Source organism: Promicromonospora sp. NPDC023805, from assembly GCF_040639635.1.
Lineage (GTDB): Bacteria > Actinomycetota > Actinomycetes > Actinomycetales > Cellulomonadaceae > Promicromonospora.
In genome coordinates this window covers 17,993-39,429 of sequence record NZ_JBFAAH010000022.1, presented here as the reverse complement: position 1 = coordinate 39,429, position 21,437 = coordinate 17,993, and the positions used below count along the sequence as shown (strand labels likewise).

The following is a 21,437-nucleotide window of genomic DNA, read 5'->3' as shown; positions in this document are numbered from 1 at the left end:
CCGCTCCCCAAACAGTTGAGTGCGGGGTATTTGTTGCCTGGACGGTCCCAGATCAACAAATACCCCGCACTCAGCGAAGGAGTCAGTCGGCTATTGCCGCGTTGACCTCTTCGATGAGCTGCGCGGCCGCCTCGTCCGGGGTGATGCGCTCGAAGAGCACCTCGGTGTTGACGCGCTCCATGATGTCCGCGAGGTCCGCGGAACCGTGCGGCGGTACCGGCGGGGTGTCGACGATCTCGTCCTCGATGTCCGCCATGAAGTCGGCGACCTTCTGATCGGTCGGCGACAGGTCACCGAGGATCGACTCGCGCACCTCGGTGTTCGCCGGCAGACCGCGGTCGGTCAGCATGATCTTCGCGGCTTCCTCGGAGTTCAGGAGGAAGTCGACGAACTTCGCCGAGGACTCCGGGTACTCGGTGTCAGCGGAGATCGAGTAGAACATCGCCGGCTTGTAGTACATGCCGGTGCGCTCGCCCTCGGACTCGCCCGGCAGCCGCAGCAGCTCGAGCTCGTGGCCGGACGAGTCGGACAGCGCGCCCAGCTGGTTCGTCCACCAGACGCCCATGGCGCCCTGGTTGGTACCGAGCAGACCACCCTCGGGGCCGGCCGCCTGGTACTCGACGGTGCGGGCGGCGTCGGGCTGACCGCCACCCTTCATCAGGTCGAGCGAGACCTGGAAGAAGTCCGCGATGGTCTGCTCGGAGACGCCGAGCTCACCCTCCGGGGTGAACAGCGACTCACCGCGCTGACGCGCCATCACGTTGAGGCCTGCCTCGTTGAAGCCGTAGTCCTGCGCGCCCCAGACGCCGTCGCCCGCGCCCTTGGAGATCGCGTTCGCCGTGGTGACGTAGTCCTCCCAGGTCCAGGTGGTGTCGTCAGGCACATCCACGCCGGCGTCGGCGAAGATCTCCGGGTCGGCGACGAGCGCGTAGGCGTTGATGCCGGTCGGGATGCCGTACTGCGCACCCTCGATCTGGCCGCCGGCCAGGACGCCCTCGTCCACCTTCGACGTGTCGATGTCCAGCGCGCTCAGGTCCGCGAGCACGCTCTTGGTCGAGTAGTCGGAGATGTAGCGCTCCTCCTGCGTGATGACGTCCGGGGTGTCGCCTGCGGCCACCGAGGTGGCGAGCTTGTCCCAGTAGCCGTCCCAGTCGGTGAAGTCCGGGACCACTGTGATGTCCGGGTTCTCGGCCTCGAAGGCGTCGATGATCTGCTGCGTGGACTCGTGGCGGGTGTCGGAACCCCACCACGAGAACCGGATCTCGCAGGGGCACTCCTCGGCGGCGGCCGGCGGGTCGTCGTCGCCTCCCCCGCCGATACCCGAGTCGCCGCCCCCGCACGCCGCGAGGGTCAGCGCCATGACCGCGATACCCGCGGCCGAGCCTGCGAGACGCTTGCCGCGCCTCGTTCGTAGTCCGTTGCCGGTGGTGCTCATGAATTTCTCCTTCGGTGACGTTGACGTCGTTGTCGGATCGCGGGCAGAGCTACTGGGCCGCTACTTGATGCCGGTGGTCGCTATGCCCTTGACCAGGTATTTCTGTCCGAAAAGGAAGGCGATGAAGACAGGTATGAGCGACACGATCGACATCGCGAAGAGCGATCCCCAGGAGCTGTTGCCCGTGGAGTCGACGAACGTGCGCAGGGCGATCGGCACCGTGTACATCTCGGGCCGGGTCAGGAAGATCAGCTGGCTGAAGAAGTCGTTCCAGGTCCAGATGAACGTGAAGATGGCGGTGGTGGCGAGGGCCGGCATCGACAGCGGCAGCATGAGCTGCAGGTAGATGCGCAGGTGGCTGGCACCGTCGAGCGTCGCCGCCTCGTCCAGCTCGCGCGGGATGCCGCGGAAGAACTGGACCATCAGGAAGATGAAGAACGCGTCGGTGGCCAGCAGCTTCGGCACGATCAGCGGCAGGAACGTGTTGATCCATTCCAGCTGGGAGAACAGCACGTACTGCGGGACGATCACCACGTGGATCGGCAGCATGATCGACATGAGCATGACCGCGAACCACAGCCGCTTGCCCTTGAACTCCAGCCGCGCGAACGCGTAGGCCGCCAGGGAGCACGAGATCAGGTTGCCGAGCACCGACCCGAGCACCACGATCGCCGAGTTGATGAGGTAGTGGCTGAACGGGTGCAGCAGCGCGTTCCACCCGTCCGTGTAGTTGGACAGGTCGATGTCGGTGGGGATGAGCCCCGGCTCCCGGAAGATCAGCGCGTTCGGCTTGAACGAGCTGGCCACCATCCAGAGCAGCGGGTACAGCATCACGAAGCCGAAGGCGATCAGGCCCGCGTGCTTCAGCACGCTGCCCACCTTGGCTCGCAACTGCCGGCCGCGAGGGCGGACGGTCGGACGGCGGTCCTCGGTACCGGGAGGCACGTCGCTGTCGGACGGCGGAAGCGCTGCCGTCGGCACTGTGTGGGTGGACGTCGAGGCAGTGGACGTCGAGGCGTCAGTCATCGTAGAAGACCCAGTACTTGGAGGCGAGGAAGTTGACTACCGTCATGCCGCCGATGATCAGCAGCAGGAACCAGGCCATCGCTGACGCGTAGCCCATGTCGAGCGACCCGAACCCCTTGAGGTAGAGGTACAGCGTGTAGAGCAGCGTCGAGTCGGACGGGCCGCCGTTGCCGCCGCTCACCACGAACGCCCTGGTGAAGGACTGGAACGCCTCGATGAGCTGCAGCACGAGGTTGAAGAAGATGATCGGCGTCAGCAGCGGGAGCGTGACCGACCGGAACTGGCGGAACTTGCTCGCGCCGTCGATCGAGGCCGCCTCGTAGTACATGGCCGGGATCTGCCGCAGGCCGGCCAGGAAGATCACCATGGGAGCGCCGAACGTCCAGACGTTGAGCGCCATGAGGGTGCCGAGCGCGTAGTCCGGGTGCGAGACCCAGCCCTGGCCCTCTATGCCGAACAGCGCCAGCACCTGGTTGACCAGGCCGTCCGCGCCGAAGATCTGGCGCCACAGGATGGCGATGGCCACCGACCCGCCGAGCAGGGAGGGCAGGTAGTAGACGGAGCGGTAGATGGCGAGCCCGCGCATGCCCTTGTCGAGCAGCAGCGCCAGACCCAGGGCCGCGGCGAGCTGCAGCGGCACCGAGACGAACACGTAGGTGAACGTGACGCCGAGGGAGTTGACGAAGCGCGGGTCGTCGAACATCCGGGTGTAGTTCTCGAAGCCCACCCACTCGGGTGCCGAGAGCAGGTCGTAGTCCGTGAAGGACAGGTACAGGGACGCGCCCATGGGTCCGGCCGTGATGAGCACGAGACCCACGAACCAGGGCGCGAGGAAGAACAGCGCCCAGCGGCCGTCGCCCTTCTTGCGCGGGCTCACAGTCTTCTTGCTCTGCGAGAGCTCCTGGATCACTGACACGTGTTCACCCCCGCGCAGCTGGACGGGGGCTCGGACCACCAGGGTCCGGGCTCGCGGTTCGGGTGGTGCATCGGATTGTCCTCCCGGATCGTCGTCGATCCCCGGCCTCTTCAGTGAGAAACCGGTCTCTGGTGGAGGAACGTACCACACGAGGAACCGGTTTCCCATGGTGTACCGTCACATCGGGAAACCGGTAGCAGGGGCGCCGCGCCGAAGAAGGCTCAGGACGCCCCGCGTCGGTCGGACGAGGGTTACGGACGGAGAGCAGATGGTCAGCGGCAGCGCACGGGGCGCCGGTCAGCGCACAGGTCAGCGCCGTGTCACGGCCACGATCGGGGATGTCGCGACGGCGGCCGGCGTGTCACGGGCAACCGTCTCGCGCGTGATGAACGGGCGGAGCACCGTCGACGCGACCATCGCGGAACGCGTGCGGGTGGCGGCGGCGGGGCTGAGCTACCGGCCCAGCAACGCCGCGCGGAGCCTCGCGCTCGGCCGTACCCAGACCGTGGCCCTCGTGGTTCCCGACCTCGGTAATCCGGTGTTCCAGCAGATCCTGCGGGGCGTCATGGACGGCGCGGCCGAGGACGGCTACCGCGTGCTCGTCGCGGACACGGTCGAGGACGACCAGCAGGAAGGCGCCATCGCGCTGGAGGCCCGCATGCGCTGCGATGCCCTGGTGCTCGTGTCGCCGCGCATCGGGGACGCCGAGCTGGCGGCGCTCATCGCCGACGTCGAACCGGTTGTACTGGTCAACCGGGAGACCGGTGGAGCGGCGCCCAGCCTGGTCGTGGACTACGAGGACGCCGCTCTCCAGGTGGTCGAGCACCTGGTGGCGCTCGGCCACCGCCGCATCGTCTACCTCGGCGGCCCGGTGCGGAGCGCCTCCGACGAGCTGCGCCGCGCAGGCCTCGCCCGCGCCCGGATGCAGCACGCGGACCTCGAGATCATCGACCTGCCCGCCGGACCGGACATCCAGGCGGGTCACCTCGCCGCGCCCGCCGTCCTGGCAACCCGAGCCACCGCAGCGGTGGCCTTCAACGACCTCGTCGCGTTCGGCCTGCTCGCAGGCCTGAACGAGGCAGGAGTGGCCGTACCCGCCGACATCTCGGTGGCCGGCTTCGACGACATCGAACTGTCCCGCTACGCCACACCCGCGCTGACGACGGTCGCGGTGCCGCAGGCCGAGCTCGGCCGACACGCCTGGAGGGAGCTGCACGCCGTGATCGACGACGATGCCCACCCCGCAAGCTCTGCTCGATTCACGCCCAGCCTGGAGGTGCGCGGGAGTACCGGGCCCGTACGGCAGGGCCCGGAACGCGTGCACATCACGGACGACGACGTCGCCCGCACGCAGCGGGAGGAGATCCCCACCGTGCCACCAACGGCTGCCCCGACCTGGTCGGTACCCGCCGATCCTGAGACCGAGACGGTCATGCTGACCTGCGGCGACGGGTTGGAGCTGGTCCGGCGCGACGCGGGCGACCGGATGCCGAAGGTGCACGCCCGGCGTCCCTACCTGCACCCGGTGCACACCCTGGCGGGCGTGCCGCTCACCGAGGTGAGCCCGGTCGACCACCGGCACCACTACGGCGTCGGCATCGCGGTGCCCGACGTGAACGGGACCAGCCACTGGGGCGGCCGCACCTTCATCGAGGACGTCGGTCCGACGCTGCTCAAGAACCACGGCCGCCAGACGTCGGAGGGCATCCGCGTCGAGGCCTCGCCCACCGCCCGCCCGCCCGGTACGGGCGCCGAGGCCGGCGAGGTCCTGGTCGAGGACGTGCTGTGGTCCGACGAGCACGGCGAACCGCAGCTGCGCGAGGAGCGCCGCATCACCGCGCGCCTGCTCCCCCAGATCCCCGGGTCCCCCGCCGCACCCGGCTGGGTGCTCGACTGGCGCTCCACCCTGCACGCCGACCACGGCCCCCTGGAGATCCGTTCTCCCGCCACCAACGGCAGGCCGGGTGCGGGCTACGGCGGCCTGTTCTGGCGCCTGCCCATCGCCGAGAGCACGTCCGTCATGTCGGCGGGCGGCACCGGTGAGAACCGCGCACACGGCAGCTCGTCGCCGTGGGTGGCGTTCGTGCAGCGGCACGGCGGCCGGTCCACGACCCTCCTGCTGGTGCAGCCAGGTCAGGTCCGGCCGTGGTTCCTGCGTAGTGCCGAGTACCCCGGCGCCTGCCCGGCGCTCGCCTGGGACTCGCCGCTGCTCGTCCCGGCGGGCAGCTCCCTGCAGCTCGACCTCGTCGCCGTCCTGCTCGACACGGAGCTCACGAGCTCGGCCGCCGCCGCGCTCGCGGCCCACCTGACCGACGGAGGCGAACGGTGAGCCTGCCGAAGATCGCCGTCGTCGGCATCCACGGCCACGGCAGCTCGCACCTCCGGAAGGTCGCGGACCTGGAGAACAGGGGGCTGGCGCGGCTGAGCGCCGTCGTCGACCCGCGGGAGCCCGATGACGCCCCGGCGTCGTGGTTCGCGAACCTGGGTGACCTGCTGTCGGCGGACGCCGACGCGCTGCCCGACATAGTGGTGCTCTCCACGCCCATCCACACGCACCTGCCGCTCGCGCGGGCGGCGATGGAGGCGGGCATCGACGTGCTGCTCGAGAAGCCGACCACCGCCTCGCTCACCGAGCATGCCGAGCTCGTGGCCGTGGCGGAGCGGACGGGGCGGCTCTGCCAGGTCGGGTTCCAGACCTTCGGGTCGCACGCGCTGCCCGCCGTCGTCGACATGATCGCGCGCGGCGAGGTGGGGCAGGTGACCGGGATCGGCGCGATCGGGACCTGGGTCCGGACCGCCGCGTACTGGGCGCGCTCGCCCTGGGCGGGGCGGCGCCGCATGGGTGACCGCGCGGTGGTCGACGGCGTGGTGACCAACCCGCTCGCGCACGCCGTCGCGACCGCCCTGTGGGTCGGCGGCGCCCGGGCCAGCACGGACATCGCCTACGTGAACACCGACCTGTGGCGGGCCAACCCGATAGAGGCCGACGACACGTCGTCCCTGCGGGCCGTCGGCACGGACGGGACACGGTACGGGTTCGGGCTCACGCTCTGCGCGGCGGAGCGCACCCCGGCCCGCGTCCTGGTGCTGGGGACCGAGGGCGAGATCGAGCTCGAGTACGAGCACGACGTGGTGCGGCTGCGCACCGGACGCGTCGTCGCGGAGAAGCAGTACGGCCGGACGGACCTGCTGGAGAATCTCCTCCTGGCCCGCACCGGGGAACGGCTCCTGTGCGACGTGCGGGACACCGGCGCTTTCATGCAGGTGCTCGAGGCCGTGCGGACCGCGCCCGACCCCGCGCCCATCGGCGACGCGTACGTGGACTGGGCGGACGGGATCGCCGCGGCTCCCGACGGCGGCCCACCGGTGAAGCTCGGCGGCACCCAGGGCAACCCGGAGGGCGACTCGCGCCATCCGGTGGTGCACGACGTCGCCGAGTGGTGCGAGCGGGCCGCACGCGAGCAGCGCACGTTCACGGAGCTCGGCGCCCCCTGGACGGTCGGGAGCTGACACACCCGACCGTGGGAGGGTGCTCGTGTGTTGTCCGTACTGACTGCCATCGTGTCCATGGGTTGCATAGTCGCGCTGGGCTGGGTGATCCAGCGGCGGGGCCTCCTCGCCGGCCACCGGATCTCCCGCGGCACCAGCCGGGACGCCCCGAGCGACGAGGCGGCAGACGGCGCAGGAGCACGCGCGATCCTGGCGACGCTGTCGTTCACGATCTGCGCCCCCGCGCTGATGTTCAGCACGCTCGCCGGCACCGACCTCGCGCACGTCGTCTCGCGCGGTGCCGCCGTCACCTGGGCCACCACCGCGGCGCTCGCGCTGTTCACGGCCGGGGTGGCCCGGTGGGTGCTGCGGCTCCCGGCAGGCCCGACCGCCGTGACGACGCTCGCCGCCGTCTACGTCAACGGTGGCAACATCGGCATCCCGCTAGCGGTCTATCTGTTCGACGACGCACTCGCCGTGGTGCCCACCCTGCTCTTCCAGCTGCTCGTGCTGGCGCCGCTGACGCTCGCGGTGCTCGACCGCTCGGGGGCCGCGTCAGGGGGCGTGCCAGGGGGCGGGCCAGGGGGCGGGCCCGGGAGTCCGGCAGCCGGTGCGCGCCGGGCCACCGCACGGTCCGGCTGGACGTCGGTGGTCCGCGTGCTGCTCGCGGCCGTCCGGAACCCGATAACGGTCGGCACGCTCGCCGGGCTGCTGGTCGCGGTGGTGAGCGAGCTGACCGGGGTCCGGCTGCCCGAGGTCGCCCTCATCCCGTTCGACCTGATCGGTGCGGCGGCCCCGCCCCTCGGCCTGCTGACGTTCGGCATGACGCTCGCGGTGCCGATGCCCGCGCTCACGCCGCCGGGGGCGGGCACCGGGTCGCGGCACAGCTCCGACGGCGCACCAGCGGCGAGCCCGGACGGGGCTCCGGCGACTCCGGCGTCGACCCCCTGGTGGACGGGCCGCGACCGGCTGCTCGTGCGGGCAGTGGTCGCCCTCGCCGTCCTGGTACGCAACGTCCTGCACCCGCTCGCGGCGTGGGCAGTCGGCACCGCCGTGGGGCTGGACCCGGCGGCCCTTGCCCTCGTCGTCACCATGGCCGCGCTGCCCACCGCCGTGAACGTCACGACGTACGCCACCCGGTACGGGGTGTTCGACGGCGTCGCGGCGCGCGCGACGGTCTGGACGACGGCGCTGTGCGTGCCCGTCCTGGTGGCCGTCGGCGCGCTCACCGGCTGACGGCGGCTGCCGCGGGGGCCCGCGCTCCGGGGTGATTCCCGCACGTCCTGATCCCCGGGTCTTGTGGTGGAGCGGGCTGGCTGGCATCGTGTGAGAAACCGGTTTCCCATGGCGGGCGGCCGGTGTCATGGACGAAGGAGTCACATGCGAACACGACCATCCCCGCACCCACGCCGCGCCGTCGGCCCGACGTCGGGGAACGCCCTCGCGCTGCCGGCCGGCAGCCCTCTTACCCGGTCCTTCGTGCTGCCGCTGGCGCTCACCGTCGGCATGGCCGGCGCGCTGGTCGCCGTCGGGCAGCCTGTGGAGGCGAGCCCCGTCGCAGGGCCAGCGGCGGCCGCCGTCGGCCACACCTCGGGCGGATACCCGGGACACGGGCAGCACACCGACCTGGGCCGCGCGACCATCGCGGCCGACGACGGGTGGGCCGCCTGGTCCGGCCCGACGTTCCCCGAGCGTGTGGAGCGGCAGGCCACGCCGACGACGGGCGGCGCGGCGGCGGCGCCCGCCGAGGTCTACGAGGTGGACACCTGGCAGGAGCTGCGGGACGCCCTCGCAGGCCGGGCGGGCGGCAGCCAGACCGACGCCCGTACCAACCAGGTCCCGCGGATCGTGTACGTCACGGGCGAGATCGATGCCTTCACCGCGGCGGACGGGACCCGGCTGACCTGCGAGGACTTCGCCGCGCAGGTGACCGTCGGGGACACCGGCGAACCGTTCTCGATGGACGACTACATCGCGCACTTCGACCCGTCCGGCCCGTGGGGCTGGACCGCCCCGTCCGGCCCGCTGGAGGAGGCGCGGGTCAGGGCCGCGAGCGTGCAGGCCGCCCAGACGCAGCAGCACGTCGGCTCGAACGTGACGATGGTCGGCGTGGGCGACGACGCCCGGATCTCCGGGGCGAACGTCCGGATCCGGGACGCGCACAACGTCATCCTCCGGAACATGCGGTTCTCCGACGGCTACGACTGCTTCCCGCAGTGGAGCCCGGGCGACGGCGACGCCGGCAACTGGAACTCCGCCTACGACAACGTGTCGCTGTGGACGTCGACCAGCGTGTGGGTGGACCACTCCACGTTCGACGACGGCGCGCACCCCGTCGAGTCGCTCCCCGTGGTCTTCGGGCGGCCGTTCGAGGTGCACGACGGCCTGCTCGACATCACGCACGGCTCCGACCTGGTGACGGTGTCCTACAACGAGTTCCTCAAGCACGACAAGACGATGCTGATCGGCTCGTCCGACTCGCGCCTCCAGGACCGCGGGCAGCACCGCGTGACGCTGCACCACAACTACTGGCAGGACATCGGGCAGCGCGCGCCGCGGGTCCGGTTCGGTGACGTGCACGTCTACAACAACTACTACCGGCAGACCCGCCGGCAGGCCGAGGCGGGCGGGTTCCAGTACTACTGGGGCGCCGGCAAGGAGTCGAGCCTCGTCGTCGAGAACAACGCGGTCTCGCTGGCGCGCGGGACCGATCCCGCGCTGGTCGTTGGCGCGTACGGCGGCACGATGATCAGCGAGTCGGGCACGGTGCTGAACGGCCGGTCGGCGGACCTCCTGGCGGCGTACAACGCGACGACGTCGACGCCGCTGGCCGAGGAGGCCCGCTGGTCGCCGTCCGACGCGTACCGGTACCGGCCGCTGCCTGCGGCGGCGGTCCCGTGGGTGGTCACGACGTTCGCGGGCGCGGGCGTCCTGGACCCGGACCTGCCGAGGTAACGCCGCCGCCACCGCGAAGTAGAGCGTGCGTCCGGACGCACGCTCTACTTCGCGGAGCTCGGGTCAGGCGCCCAGATCGAGGTCCGCTATGCGGACCGGGTCGCCTGTCTCCAGCGAGCGGTTGCCCGCGTAGCCCACCGACGACGCGCGCACGCCGTCGACGTAGCCGGCCACCCGGCCCAGCGGGTCCGGCTCCGCAGCCGGCGCGAACACGCTGGCCAGGAGCAGCGCGTCGCCGCCACCGTGCCCGCCGCCGCCGCGCACGATCGGCCGCTCCTCGGCCCGCTCCCAGTGCCGCTGCACCACGAGCCGCTCGCCGATCGGCCGCACCGGATCCTGCTCGAACACCTCGGTAGCGCTCGGGTCGAGGATCGCCGCGCCGTTCTCGCCGAACTCCACCGAGCCGCGCTCGACGACCTCGAGCTCCGCCCGGCCGCGCGTGCCGTTCACCACCACGCGGTAGCCCTCCCAGGGCGCGTGCGCGGTGAGCGAGTAGGTCAGCAGGGCGCCACCCTCGTACTCGACGACGAGCCCCAGCGTGTCCTCGGTAGTGATCCCCTCGTCGAACACCGACCGGTTACGCACATAACCGTCCACCGCCTGGGCCTCTGGCCCGTACAGCGTGGACAGCCACTCGTTCTTCTCCACGGAGAGCTGCCACGGGTCGATGCCGCGCTCGTTCAGCGCGCGCTCGGCGTCGGTGGGCTCGTAGCCGGTCTCGTGCGCGCCGTCGTCGCCGTAGAAGCGCCGGCCGCCCGTGGCGAAGACGCGCCGCGGCACACCGTCGATCCACCAGTTGACCAGGTCGAAGTGGTGGCTCGACTTGTGCACCAGCAGGCCGCCGTTGTTGACCTTCTCGCGGTGCCAGCGCCGGAAGTAGTCGGCGCCGTGCACGGTGTCGAGGGCCCAGTCGAAGTGCACCGACAGCACGCGGCCGATCTCGCCGCTCGCGATGACCTGGCGCAGCGCGCTGTTGCGCGGCGAGTAGCGGTAGTTGAACGTCGTGACGAGGTCACGCCCCGTCTCGGCGACGGCGTCCACGATCTGGCGGGCCTGGTCCGGGTGGGCCGCGAGGGGCTTCTCCACGACGACGTCCGCGCCGGCCCGCAGCGCGCGCGCCACCAGGTCGCCGTGCGTGCGGTCGATCGAGGTGACGATCACGCGGTCGACGGACTGCTCGGCGATCGCCTTCTCGAGGTCGTCCGGCGCGTACACGGGCCGGATGCCCCCGAGCGCGGCCGCCACGCGCGCCTCGTACGCCGCCGCGCGCACCGGGTTGGGCTCGACCCAGGCGACGATCTCCCCGTCCGGCGCGTGCGTGCCGATCAGGGCGTTGATGTACATGGACGCGCGGTGCCCCGTTCCGACCACCGCGTAGCGGCGGCGGCCCTCGGGCAGCGGGCCCGACGGCGGCACCGGCTCCTGTGTCGGACCGGTGATCGGCTCGGTGGTCGGCTCGATGGTGGGCTCAGTGATCGGCTCGGGCATCGGTGAGGAGCTCCTTCGGTCGTCGTCGACGTCGGGTGGGAGGGATGGGATTGAAACGATACGGCGCTGGGAAAGCGCTGTCCATGCCCTCCGGGCCAACCGCCCGGACTCACCGTTCGGGGGTCAGCACCACCTGGCCGGCCCACGCGAACCCGCCGCCGAACCCGAACAGCAGAGCGGGCACACCCGCCGGGATCCTGCCCGCGTGCCACCACTTGGACAGTCCCAGCGGGATCGACGCCGCCGACGTGTTGCCCGACTCCGTGATGTCCGTGACCACTACCTTGCCCTCCAGCCCGAGCGCCTTGGCCAGTGGCTCGATGATCCGCAGGTTGGCCTGGTGCGCGACCAGCACCTCGATGTCGTCGAGGCTCAGCCCGGCCGCGGCCACGACCTCCCGCGCCCGGTCGGCGGCACGCGTGATCGCCCACTTGAAGACCGCCCGGCCGTCCTGCTGGAACTTGACCTCCGGCGCCTCGATGCGCACCGCGGGCGTGAGCTCCGGCTCCGAGCCCCACACCACCGGTCCGACGGCGGGCACGTCAGCGGCCCGCAGCACCGCGGCGCCCGCGCCGTCGGCCGTGAGGATGCACGTCGAACGGTCGGTCCAGTCGGTGTACGCGGTCAGCTTCTCGGAGCCGATCACCAGGGCCGTACGCGCCGACCCGGTGCGGATCGCCTGGTCGGCGAGGCCGATCCCGTGCGCGAAACCCGAGCAGGCCACGTTGATGTCGATGGCCGCCGGGCCCACGACGTTCCGCAGGTCCGGCGCCTCCTCACCCTCCGGCGTCGAGGCCCCCGGCTGGACTCCGGTACGCAGCGCGTACGCGACCCGCCCGGCGGTGTTGGGCGAGCGGTCGTCGTTGGTCGCCGTCGCGACGATCACCAGGTCGACCTCGTCGGCGGTCACACCGGCGTCGGCGAGCGCGTGCTCGGCGGCGGCGGTGGCCATGTCGGCGACGGTGACGTCGTCGGCTGCCATGTGGCGGGTGACGATGCCGGTACGCGACCGGATCCATTCGTCGTTGGTCTCCACCAGTCCGGCGATGTCATCGTTCGTGAGCGTCCTCGGCGGCTGGTGGTGGCCGAGACCGATGATGCGGGAGCCGGCAGCGCCGGTCGGGAGTGCGATTACGGGCGACGTAGCCATGGGTTCAACGTAACGCGCTGAGGTCGAACGGCTCGACAGCCAGACCCGGAACCCGCCCCCTGGCGGCCCGCACCACGCGCTCCTCGGCTCCCGGCCCCGTCTCCAGCGTCTCGCCCACCTCGCGGAGCGCGCCGCGCAGCTGGGCGTCGTACCGCTCGCCCATCGCCGCGTTGCGGCCCTTGTACGTCCACGCGACCAGGTTGGCCAGGTCGAACCGCGGTCGGCACGACCGGCAGGACATGATGCCCGGCGGGCGGCGGAACCGCGTCGTCCGGTGGCCCGCCGGGCACGCCCCGACCCATGGCCCGTCGATGGACGGCGCGGACGGGTCGACGCACCGCCGGCCCGAGCACCCGATCCGCACCGCCACCTCGCGCCACACCGGCCCGTGCTTCGCCTTCGGCCCCGCTAGCGCGTGCGCCACCTCGTGCAGGATCGTGTCCCGCACCTCTCGCTCGTCATGGATGCGGGTGAGCGGCGCGGAGAGACTGATGCGCCTCTTGCCGTAGCTGCACATCCCGGCGCGCCGTACGGCGTCGTCGAACTCGAAGGTCCAGGCCTTCAGGCCGTGCTGGTCCATCAGCTCGCGCGCCAGGCGCGAGGCGGCGACAAGGTTCATGCGTACCCCTGCGGTGATCGTGATGATTGTGTCCGGCCGTTCCGAACGCTGTCGAACCTACGGGGCTCCACTGACACCCACGCGAGGTTATCCACAGCCTGTGCAAGCGAGCCGCGGAGCCACCGGCCCGGGGTCCGTCACGGACCCGATCTCCGCGTCCCGGACCTGGTTGACCTGCCCTCTCGTCGTGGAAAGTCGTGGCATCATCCTGGGCCATGGATCATCAAGGGCAGTTTCGTCGCGCCGCGCTCGCCCTGGGGAACGTCCCGGACGATGAGATCAGCAGGTTCATCGAACACCTCCGACTGTCGATCCGGTTGAGCGGCGGCTCCCGCGGTGTTCCGGTCGGACAATTCCGTGGGCTGCCCCGGCTGCCGGTGGACGAAGGCTGGCCGTCCGACGAGTTCGGTCGGTTGCCTTTCATCTTCTCCGTCGACTGTGCGCTGCTGCCGAGGATCGACGGCTTCGACCTGCCGGTAGACGGCTCGCTGCTGTTCTTCCTGAACCACGAGAAGGACCACCTGGCCACCGAGGCCGGAGACCAGCAGTTCTCACGAGTCGTGCATGTCCCGGCCGGCACCGAGACCGCGGTCGCAGAACCCTCCGACTTCCAGCCCGTCGGCGAGCAGTACGACGTCAGCGCCACGCTCTGCGTGGAGCTGCCCACCTGGATCGCGCCGGACGAGGACAAAGAGGAGGAGGACGAGGAGGACCAGTCGCCCTTCCAGCAGCAGCTGGCCCGTGACCTCCAGCGCGAACTGCCGCACCTGGACGAGCTCTGCGCTCTGGCCCACGACCTCTGGCCGCCGGACGAAGGGTTCGCCAGCGCATATCTCGGCGGGTACGTCGACGATGAGGTGATCGAGAGCCTTGCGGGGCGGACGCTCGTGGTGCGCGAGATGGCCGGCGAGGTCGTCATCCCGAAAGGGCGGTGGTATTCCCATCTGGAACAGGAGCAGTACCGGCTGACGAGTGAGTGGATGTCGCTCGTCGTCTTCTCCCTGGACGACGAGTTCTATTACGGGAGCTTCGCGATCCGCCACGACGACCTGGCAGCCGGCCGGCTGGACAAGGCGTTTTCCGTGACCACGGTCAGCGAGTACCAATAGTCGTGCCGGCGGCCCGGACCTCGCTGACGTGCGGGGAGCCCTACGCTCCGTCGGCCGGCGGGATCGGGAAGTTGGTCCGGAACACGTTCGACGGGTCGTATGTGGCCTTCACCGTGCGCAGCCTGGCGAGCGTCGGCTCCGGGAACGCCTCCAGCAGCCGTTCGGGCCGGCTGTCGGTGTCGAAGGAGAGGTACGAGCCGTCCATCACGGGCCCGATCTCGGCGTCCCACGCCTGGTTGATCCGGTCCTGGTCTCCGGCGAGCGCCGAGAGCGCGAAGTTCTGGTGCCGGTGCGCGTACGCGGTAGCGGAGGGCGCGACGTCGTTCCCGGCGCCGCCCGTCGCCCGGATCGACGTGAAGTACGACTCCCCCGTGGCAAGCAGCCGCTCGATCGCCCGGCTGGTGCCCTGGTCGAGGTGGGTCAGCAGGCCGGAGCGGGCGGACGGGTCACCGCCGCCCGAGTGGTGGGCGTCCTCCTGCCGGACGACTCCCGAGTAGGGCAGCAGCTGCGCCTGGTGGCCGAGCAGCGGACCTGCGTCGGCCAGCAGCTCCAGCTGGGCGATGGCCTCGTCCGGGTCGGCGTCGGCGCCCTCTGCCGCGATCACCGTCATGAGCTGGGCCATCGGCGCCTGACCCCCGCGTCCCCGCCCCAGGATCATGAACGACGTGAGCCCGCGCGGGGCCGCCTCGACGGCGGCGCCCCACTTCTCCAGCAGCCCCGCCGTATCGGTCGCGTCGAGCGTCATCTGCGAGAAGACGACGTCGCCGACGGCTCCGGCCTCGATCTCCAGCCAGGTCACCGCGCCCATGTTCCCGCCGGCGCCGCGCAGCGCCCAGAACAGGTCTGGGTGCTCGTCGCGGGAGGCGTGCAGCACGCGACCGTCGGCCGTGACCACCTCGGCGGCGACCACGTGGTCGATCGTCAGGCCCTGCAGCCGGCCCAGGAACCCGATGCCGCCGGTGGTGCCGAGCCCGCCGACGCCCACGCCGCCGTAGTCGCCCGACGTGATGGCCCAGCCGCGCGGTGCGAGCGCCGCCGCCACCTCGCCCCAGGTGGCCCCCGCGCCGATCCGCACGCGGCGCGTGGCCTCGTCGACCACCTCGACCGACCGCAGGCCCCGCATGCTGAGCACCACGCCACCGTCGTTCGTGGACCGGCCGGAGATCCCGTGCCCGGCCGAGCGGACGGCGAGCTCGACGCCCTGCTTCTGCACCCAGGCCAGGCCCGACGCGACCTCGTCCACACCCTGTGGACGCAGCACGAGGCCCGGCGCGCCGGAGCGCAGGTAGTTGTGCCGCACCGCCTCGTACTCGCGGTCGCCCGGCTCCACCGCCCGCGCCGCCAGCTCCGGCGGGAGCGAGTCGTAGTCGATCCCCTGCCGTCGCGCGGTCAGCGCCACCGCACCACGGCGGGCGGACGCCGGCACGGTGCCGGCCGACCGGCGCTCCGCCGCCACCGCCTCTCGCACCGCCGGGGCCACCTCCTGCGCGTACGCCCGGATCTGGTCCGGGTCGTCGCCCATGACGATGAACCCGCTGACGCCGTCCTCGAGCGCCAGGAGCGTGAGCTCCTCGACCCACTGGTCGGCGGGACCCTGCAGCGGGCCCGACGAGCGGTCGGTGATGGCCCCGCCCAGGTTCAGCAGACGGCGGATCTCGCTCGGCGAGCGCCCGGCCTCCTCCGCGGCCTCGTCGATGGTCGTGTTGCCCCGGGCGAGGTCGCCCTCCTTGAAGTAGGGCAGGGAGGGCAGCCAGCCGTCGGCCTTCGCGCCGGTGAGGCGGAGCATCCGCTTCTTGTACGCGCCGAGCCAGATCGGGATGTCGTGCGCGGGGGCGGGGCCGCGCTTGGCACCGTCGACCTGGTGAAACTTTCCCGGTACGCGCAGCGGGGTGCGGTTGGTCGCGTCCCAGATGCCGCGCATGATCTCGATGCCCTCTTCGAGGGCGTCCACGGACTCGGCGGGTGTGCGGCGGGTCGCGCCCATCGCCGCCATCGCGTCCCAGAAGCCGCCGGCGCCAACGCCCATGTCGAACCGGCCGCCGCTGAGCAGGTCGAGGCTCGCGGCCGAGCGGGCCACGAGGGCCGGCTGGCGCATACCCAGGTTGAGCACGTTCCCGGAGATGTGGATGCGCTCGGTCTGCGCGGCGACCCAGGACATCAGGGTCCACGTGTCGAGGAACGACGGCTGGTACGGGTGGTCCTGGAAGGTGACCAGGTCGAGGCCCAGCTGCTCGGAGAGCTGCGCCAGCCGGACGGGCGCCTGCGGGTCGCTGTTGGTGGGAGTGATGAACGTGCCGAAGAGCAGCTCGTGCCCGTAGTCGGTCATGCGTGCGGTGTCCCTCGTGTCGCCTCGTCCGCCGCACCTCGCGGCAGATCGTCTGTCCAGAAGATGATATTAGCAACAACTCTTCTGAGAGACCGCACATTCCCGTAGGATGGGCGCATGAGCACCACGCCCACCGAGACCCGCGCGGACCAGCACTCCCTGTTCGGCTGGTCGCTCGCCGCGCTCCTGCGCGACTGGAGCGCCCGGGTCGACGCCGCGGCCGACGACCTGCCGCAGGGCACGCGCGGCTACCAGCTGCTCACGGCGGTGGTGCACGGCAACCTGCCGAGCCAGGCGGCGCTCGCCGCCACGCTGGGCATCGACCGCACGGTGATGACCTATCTGCTGGACGCGTTCGAGGGCTGCGGGCTGGTCGAGCGGCAGCTCGACCCGGCCGACCGGCGCGCGCGGCGCATCGTCGCCACGGACAAGGGCCTCGAGGTGCTCGCCGCGATGCAGGCCCGCGTCACGGCCGCGGAGGAGGAGCTGCTCTCGGGGCTCGAGCCGGAGCAGCGCCTGCTGCTCCGCCATCTCCTGGAGCGCGCCGCCACCGGCACCGGCCCGGACGACAACCCGTGCCGCACGGTCGTCGAAGCGACCACGCAGCACCCCCGCCGGGGTCAGCGCTCGCCCAGGCCCGTCTCGCGGTAGAACCCCTCGATGTGCTCGCGCATCAGGCGCTCCGCCTGGACGCCGTCGTGCCGCGCGACGGCGTCCAGGATCGCGCGGTGCTCGGCGCAGAGGCGCGCGGCCGTCCTCGGCCATTCCTGGACGGCCTCCGCGCCCGCCGTCACGTAGGAGGCGACGGCGGCCCGCATGCCGCTCAGGATGGCCTCGACGAGCTGGTTCCCGCCCAGGCGGGCCAGCTCGATGTGGAAGTCCTGGTCGTGCTCCAGGAAAGCGGCGGCGTCGAGACCGGGGTCCGCCATCGCCTCTACATGCTCCCGCGCCCGCGCCAGCGCGGCGTCGTCGGTCGCTCGTGCGGCGGCGTCGCGCACCGCACCGGCCTCCAGCAGCACGCGCGTGCGGACGACGTCGGACACGGGCAGCGTGCCCGACGCCACGTGCAGCCGGACCGCCGCGCCGAGGCCGGCGGCAGGCCGGTCGATCACGGTGGCCCCCGCGCTCGGGCCCGAGCCGACTGCGGTGCGCACGATGCCCATCGCCTCCAGGATGCGGATCGCCTCGCGCACGGACGGGCGGGACACCCCCAGCTCTTCCGCGAGCGCCCGCTCCGCCGGGAGCCGCTCGCCGATGGACCACTTGCCCGCGCTCAGGCCTGTCTCGATCTGGGCCAGGACGCGCTCGTGGGTTCTCACCGGGCGATTGTACTTCTGTGGTCTGTCCACAGTGGGCTATGGTGAGGTAAGACCTCGAAGGAGAGTGCCCATGCGCATCGCCCTGGCTTCCACCTGCATCGCCGACGCCATGTTCCCGCAGGCCCCGAGGGCCGTCGTGACCCTGCTGGAGCGGCTGGGCCACGAGGTGGTGTTCCCGGCGGGCCAGGCGTGCTGTGGCCAGATGCACGTCAACACCGGCTACCTCGCCGAGGCCGTCCCGGTGGTCCAGAACCACGTGCGCACGTTCGCCCCCGTTGCCGACGGCGAGTGGGACGCCGTCGTCGTGCCGTCCGGTTCGTGCACGGGGTCGATCCGGCACCAGCAGTCGATGGTGCTGGAACGCGCCGGGCTGCACTCGGAGGCGCGGGCCGCGAGCGCCGTCGCAGAGCGCACGTACGAGCTGTCCGAGCTGCTGGTCGACGTGCTCGGCGTGACCGACGTCGGCGCCTGGTTCCCGCACCGCGTCACCTACCACCCCACATGCCACTCGCTGCGGATGCTCGGGGTGGGCGACAAGCCCGAGCGGCTGCTGCGGGCGGTCGAGGGGCTGGAGCTGGCACCACTGGCCCAGGCCGAGGGCTGCTGCGGGTTCGGCGGGACGTTCTCGCTGAAGAACGCGGACACGTCCGCGGCGATGCTCCAGGACAAGGTGGCCACGGTCGTCGACACGGGGGCCGAGGTGCTCACCGCCGGCGACTGGTCATGCCTGATGCATATCGGCGGCGGCCTGTCGCGGGGCGGCACGGGCGTGCGGCCCATGCACCTGGCGGAGATCCTCGCCTCGACGCGGGAGTCGCCAGTGGTCCCGGGGCAGACGGGCACCGGCCGGTCCGGCGCCCAGCAGGAGGTGGCCCGATGAGCACGTTCCTCGGCATGCCCGCCGCGCGCGACAGCCGCGGGTCCGGCCCGGACGCCGCGCCAGGGACCCTGTCCGGCGTCGGGCGTCCGGAGGACCCGCTGCACTGGGGCGCCTCGTTCCCGGACGCCGCGAAGGCCGCCCTCGACAACGGTCAGCTGCGGCGCAACCTGGGCAAGGCGACGTCGACCATCCGGACCAAGCGGGCTCGCGTGGTCGGCGAGGTACCCGACTGGGAGGCGCTGCGCGACGCCGGTTCCGCGGTGAAGACGGACGTCATGGCGCGGTTGCCGGAGCTGCTCGAGGAGCTCGAACGCAACGTGACCGCGCGCGGCGGGGTGGTGCACTGGGCACGGGATGCCGCGGAGGCCAACCGGATAGTCGCCGACCTGGTGCGCGCCAAGGAGACCGACGAGGTGGTCAAGGTCAAGTCCATGGCCACCCAGGAGATCGGGCTCAACGAGGCGCTCGCCGAGGAGGGCATCGCGGCGGTCGAGACCGACCTCGCGGAGCTGATCGTGCAGCTCGCCGACGACATGCCGTCGCACATCCTGGTGCCCGCCATCCACCGCAACCGCACCGAGATCCGCGACATCTTCCTGGAGCGGATGGCGGACGCCCCGCCCGACCTGACCGACGTGCCGCGCGAGCTCGCCATGGCGGCCCGCGCGCACCTGCGGCGCAAGTTCCTCTCCGCGAAGGTGGCGATCAGCGGCGCCAACTTCGCCGTCGCGGACACCGGGACGCTGGTCGTCGTGGAGTCCGAGGGCAACGGCCGCATGTGCCTGACGATGCCCGAGACCCTGATCACCGTGATGGGGATCGAGAAGCTGATCCCCACGTTCGACGACCTCGAGGTGTTCCTGCAGCTCCTGCCGCGGTCCTCGACGGGCGAGCGGATGAACCCGTACACGTCGATGTGGACAGGCGTCACCCCGGGCGACGGGCCGCAGGAGTTCCACCTGGTGCTGCTCGACAACGGCCGCACCAAGGTGCTCGCCGACGAGGCCGGGCGCGCGGCGCTGCACTGCATCCGCTGCTCGGCGTGCCTCAACGTCTGCCCGGTGTACGAGCGGGTGGGCGGGCACGCCTACGGCTCGGTCTACCCCGGCCCGATCGGCGCGATCCTCACGCCGCAGCTCACCGGCGAGAAGTCGGACCTGCCGTACGCGTCCACGCTGTGCGGCGCCTGCTACGAGGTGTGCCCCGTCAAGATCGACATCCCGTCGATCCTTGTGGAGCTGCGCGCCCGCGAGGTGGCCCTGTCGGGAGCGTCGCCCGAGACCGCTGACCGGGTCTGGAAGGCGGCGATGAAGGCGGCATCCTTCGCGATGGCGGACGGTGCACGGTTCCGCCGCGCGGCCCGGGTCCCGCGGCTGCTGCGCGCGATCTCCCGCAACGGCGTGATCAGGCGGCTGCCGTTCCCCGGCTCGCTGTGGACCCGGTCCCGGGACCTCCCGGAGCCGCCGAAGCAGACGTTCCACGACTGGTGGGACGCACGAGAGGACGGGCGATGACCAACGCCAAGGACGAGATCCTGTCGCGCATCCGGGCGGCGCTGGGTTCGGACGCCGGTTCCGCCGCCGCTGGTCCCGCTGGCTCCGCCGGTTCTGCCGGGTCGACGGCGGCCCCCACGGTGGTGCCCCGCGAGTACCGGTCCGCGGGCGAGCACGCCCCGGGATCCGACGTCGTGCTGGAGCTGCTGGTCGACCGGCTGGAGGACTACAAGGCACACGTCCACCGGACGACCGCCGCAGGCCTGCCGGGCGTGCTGGCGCAGGTGCTCGCAGAGAGATCGGCAGAACGTCAGGAGATCGGCAGCTCGGACTACCGATCACCTGACATTCTGCCGACCACACACGCGCCGCGCCGCGCCGTCGTCGTGCCCCACGGGCTCGACGCCTCCTGGCTGTCCGCGCTGGACGACGCCGACGTGCGCACCGACTCTCGCGACGCACCCCTGTCGGCCGCCGAGCTGGACGAGATCGACGCCGTCGTGACGGCCGCCCGGGTCGCCGTCGCCGAGACCGGCACGATAGTGCTGGACGGCGAGCCCGACCAGGGCCGGCGCGCGATCTCCCTGGTCCCCGACGTGCACGTGTGCGTGGTCCGGACCGACCAGGTGGTGCAGACCGTCCCCGAGGCGGTGCGGCTGCTCGGCGCCGAGCCCGGCCGGCCGCTGACCTGGATCAGCGGGCCGAGCGCGACGAGCGACATCGAGCTCGAACGTGTCGAGGGCGTGCACGGCCCCCGGACGCTGCACGTGGTGCTGGTGTCCTGAGGGCGCTTCGACCAGCAGGGGTCAGGGGTGCAGCCTGGCGCCCTTCACCACCTTGTCCACGACGCGGCGCTCGCCCGCCACCGCCACCCCGACCAGGTCGAGCTTCTCGGTGGCGACGCTCGCGACGGCGGCCCGGTTGTCGACGTCGTTCCCCGTAGCGAACAGGTCCGCCGTGTAGACGCCGATCCGCAGCCCCCGTGTGGCGGCGCGCTCGCGGATCGCGGCGAGCTGGTCGACGTCGGCCACCATGACCATGACCGGGGTGCCGAGCATCGCGAGGTAGTCGCGTCCGTCGGCGTCGCGGTACGTCTCCCCCACGAGCTCCGGGTAGGCGGCGGTCACGGCGCTGGCCAGGAAGGCGGTCACGTTGTTCTCCTGCCAGCCCAGCAGGTTGTCCCGCAGGACGATCACGATCTTGGCTTGTTCGAAGGTCATACCGCTCACACT

Annotated in this window: 18 protein-coding genes; 9 read left to right on the top strand and 9 right to left on the bottom strand. The window is 71.6% G+C overall.

The genetic code is table 11. The features are described 5' to 3' along the window. Positions 1–82 precede the first annotated feature (82 nt). Genes AB0F70_RS20095 through AB0F70_RS20085 form a run of 3 tightly spaced genes read right to left on the bottom strand, consistent with a single transcriptional unit; the run spans position 83 to position 3,338 of the window. Positions 83–1,435, bottom strand: a complete 1,353-nt coding sequence (locus AB0F70_RS20095) for an extracellular solute-binding protein (RefSeq protein WP_357452188.1) — start codon at positions 1,433–1,435, stop codon at positions 83–85. A gap of 60 nt (positions 1,436–1,495) precedes the next feature. Then, positions 1,496–2,461, bottom strand: a complete 966-nt coding sequence (locus tag AB0F70_RS20090; protein WP_357452185.1) for a carbohydrate ABC transporter permease — start codon at positions 2,459–2,461, stop codon at positions 1,496–1,498. After that, positions 2,454–3,338, bottom strand: coding sequence for a sugar ABC transporter permease (locus AB0F70_RS20085; RefSeq protein WP_357452361.1), 885 nt, complete (start codon positions 3,336–3,338; stop codon positions 2,454–2,456). The genes AB0F70_RS20090 and AB0F70_RS20085 overlap by 8 nt, the downstream gene beginning before the upstream one ends. 307 nt (positions 3,339–3,645) lie before the next feature. On the opposite strand from AB0F70_RS20085, the gene AB0F70_RS20080 reads away from it, so the two are divergent. The 4 genes from AB0F70_RS20080 (at position 3,646) to AB0F70_RS20065 (ending at position 9,821) form a co-directional block, all read left to right on the top strand. After that, a complete protein-coding gene (locus AB0F70_RS20080; protein ID WP_357452182.1) occupies positions 3,646–5,706 on the top strand; it encodes a DUF6807 family protein in 2,061 nt (686 codons plus the stop codon). Beyond that, a complete protein-coding gene (locus AB0F70_RS20075; RefSeq protein ID WP_357452180.1) occupies positions 5,703–6,887 on the top strand; it encodes a Gfo/Idh/MocA family oxidoreductase in 1,185 nt (394 codons plus the stop codon). The genes AB0F70_RS20080 and AB0F70_RS20075 overlap by 4 nt, the downstream gene beginning before the upstream one ends. A 30-nt stretch (positions 6,888–6,917) precedes the next feature. After that, the gene (locus AB0F70_RS20070) at positions 6,918–8,102 is read left to right on the top strand and encodes an AEC family transporter (RefSeq protein WP_357452177.1); all 1,185 of its coding nucleotides are present in this window, start codon (positions 6,918–6,920) and stop codon (positions 8,100–8,102) included. A gap of 144 nt (positions 8,103–8,246) precedes the next feature. Further along, a complete protein-coding gene (locus AB0F70_RS20065; RefSeq protein WP_357452174.1) occupies positions 8,247–9,821 on the top strand; it encodes a pectate lyase in 1,575 nt (524 codons plus the stop codon). Between the two features lie 63 nt (positions 9,822–9,884). Here the strand turns inward: AB0F70_RS20065 and AB0F70_RS20060 are convergent, their stop codons facing one another. The 3 genes from AB0F70_RS20060 to AB0F70_RS20050 form a co-directional block, all read right to left on the bottom strand. Continuing rightward, positions 9,885–11,309: a Gfo/Idh/MocA family oxidoreductase gene (locus tag AB0F70_RS20060; RefSeq protein WP_357452171.1), complete on the bottom strand. Its 1,425-nt coding sequence runs from the start codon at positions 11,307–11,309 to the stop codon at positions 9,885–9,887. Between the two features lie 109 nt (positions 11,310–11,418). Next, complete coding sequence (locus AB0F70_RS20055; protein ID WP_357452168.1) at positions 11,419–12,459, bottom strand: 3-oxoacyl-[acyl-carrier-protein] synthase III C-terminal domain-containing protein; 1,041 nt, start codon at positions 12,457–12,459, stop codon at positions 11,419–11,421. A gap of 4 nt (positions 12,460–12,463) precedes the next feature. After that, the gene (locus AB0F70_RS20050; RefSeq protein ID WP_357452165.1) at positions 12,464–13,078 is read right to left on the bottom strand and encodes a SprT-like domain-containing protein; all 615 of its coding nucleotides are present in this window, start codon (positions 13,076–13,078) and stop codon (positions 12,464–12,466) included. A 197-nt stretch (positions 13,079–13,275) separates the two neighbouring features. On the opposite strand from AB0F70_RS20050, the gene AB0F70_RS20045 reads away from it, so the two are divergent. Beyond that, positions 13,276–14,187, top strand: coding sequence for a DUF1963 domain-containing protein (locus tag AB0F70_RS20045; protein WP_357452162.1), 912 nt, complete (start codon positions 13,276–13,278; stop codon positions 14,185–14,187). Between the two features lie 40 nt (positions 14,188–14,227). Here AB0F70_RS20045 and AB0F70_RS20040 read toward each other — a convergent pair whose 3' ends face one another. After that, on the bottom strand, positions 14,228–16,513 hold the full coding sequence (locus AB0F70_RS20040; protein ID WP_357452159.1) for an LLM class flavin-dependent oxidoreductase: 2,286 nt from the start codon (positions 16,511–16,513) through the stop codon (positions 14,228–14,230). 117 nt (positions 16,514–16,630) lie between these two features. Here AB0F70_RS20040 and AB0F70_RS20035 point away from each other — a divergent pair, with 117 nt between their 5' ends. Beyond that, positions 16,631–17,164, top strand: coding sequence for a MarR family winged helix-turn-helix transcriptional regulator (locus AB0F70_RS20035; protein WP_357452156.1), 534 nt, complete (start codon positions 16,631–16,633; stop codon positions 17,162–17,164). On the opposite strand, the gene AB0F70_RS20030 is transcribed toward AB0F70_RS20035, so the two are convergent. Further along, entirely contained in the window at positions 17,134–17,832 is a 699-nt protein-coding gene (locus tag AB0F70_RS20030) for an FCD domain-containing protein (RefSeq protein ID WP_357452153.1), read from the bottom strand. The two genes, AB0F70_RS20035 and AB0F70_RS20030, sit on opposite strands and share 31 nt — an antisense overlap. Positions 17,833–17,902: 70 nt before the next feature. Here AB0F70_RS20030 and AB0F70_RS20025 point away from each other — a divergent pair, with 70 nt between their 5' ends. The 3 genes from AB0F70_RS20025 to AB0F70_RS20015 are packed head-to-tail and all read left to right on the top strand — an operon-like array spanning position 17,903 to position 20,990. Beyond that, the gene (locus AB0F70_RS20025) at positions 17,903–18,712 is read left to right on the top strand and encodes a (Fe-S)-binding protein (protein ID WP_357452150.1); all 810 of its coding nucleotides are present in this window, start codon (positions 17,903–17,905) and stop codon (positions 18,710–18,712) included. Further along, positions 18,709–20,226 (top strand): LutB/LldF family L-lactate oxidation iron-sulfur protein, encoded by a 1,518-nt coding sequence (locus tag AB0F70_RS20020; RefSeq protein ID WP_357452147.1) that lies wholly within the window; start codon positions 18,709–18,711, stop codon positions 20,224–20,226. The genes AB0F70_RS20025 and AB0F70_RS20020 overlap by 4 nt, the downstream gene beginning before the upstream one ends. Further along, positions 20,223–20,990: an LUD domain-containing protein gene (locus AB0F70_RS20015; protein ID WP_357452144.1), complete on the top strand. Its 768-nt coding sequence runs from the start codon at positions 20,223–20,225 to the stop codon at positions 20,988–20,990. The genes AB0F70_RS20020 and AB0F70_RS20015 overlap by 4 nt, the downstream gene beginning before the upstream one ends. Positions 20,991–21,011: 21 nt before the next feature. Here AB0F70_RS20015 and AB0F70_RS20010 read toward each other — a convergent pair whose 3' ends face one another. After that, the gene (locus AB0F70_RS20010; protein WP_357452141.1) at positions 21,012–21,425 is read right to left on the bottom strand and encodes a DUF2000 domain-containing protein; all 414 of its coding nucleotides are present in this window, start codon (positions 21,423–21,425) and stop codon (positions 21,012–21,014) included. Between the last annotated feature and the right edge of the window lie 12 nt (positions 21,426–21,437).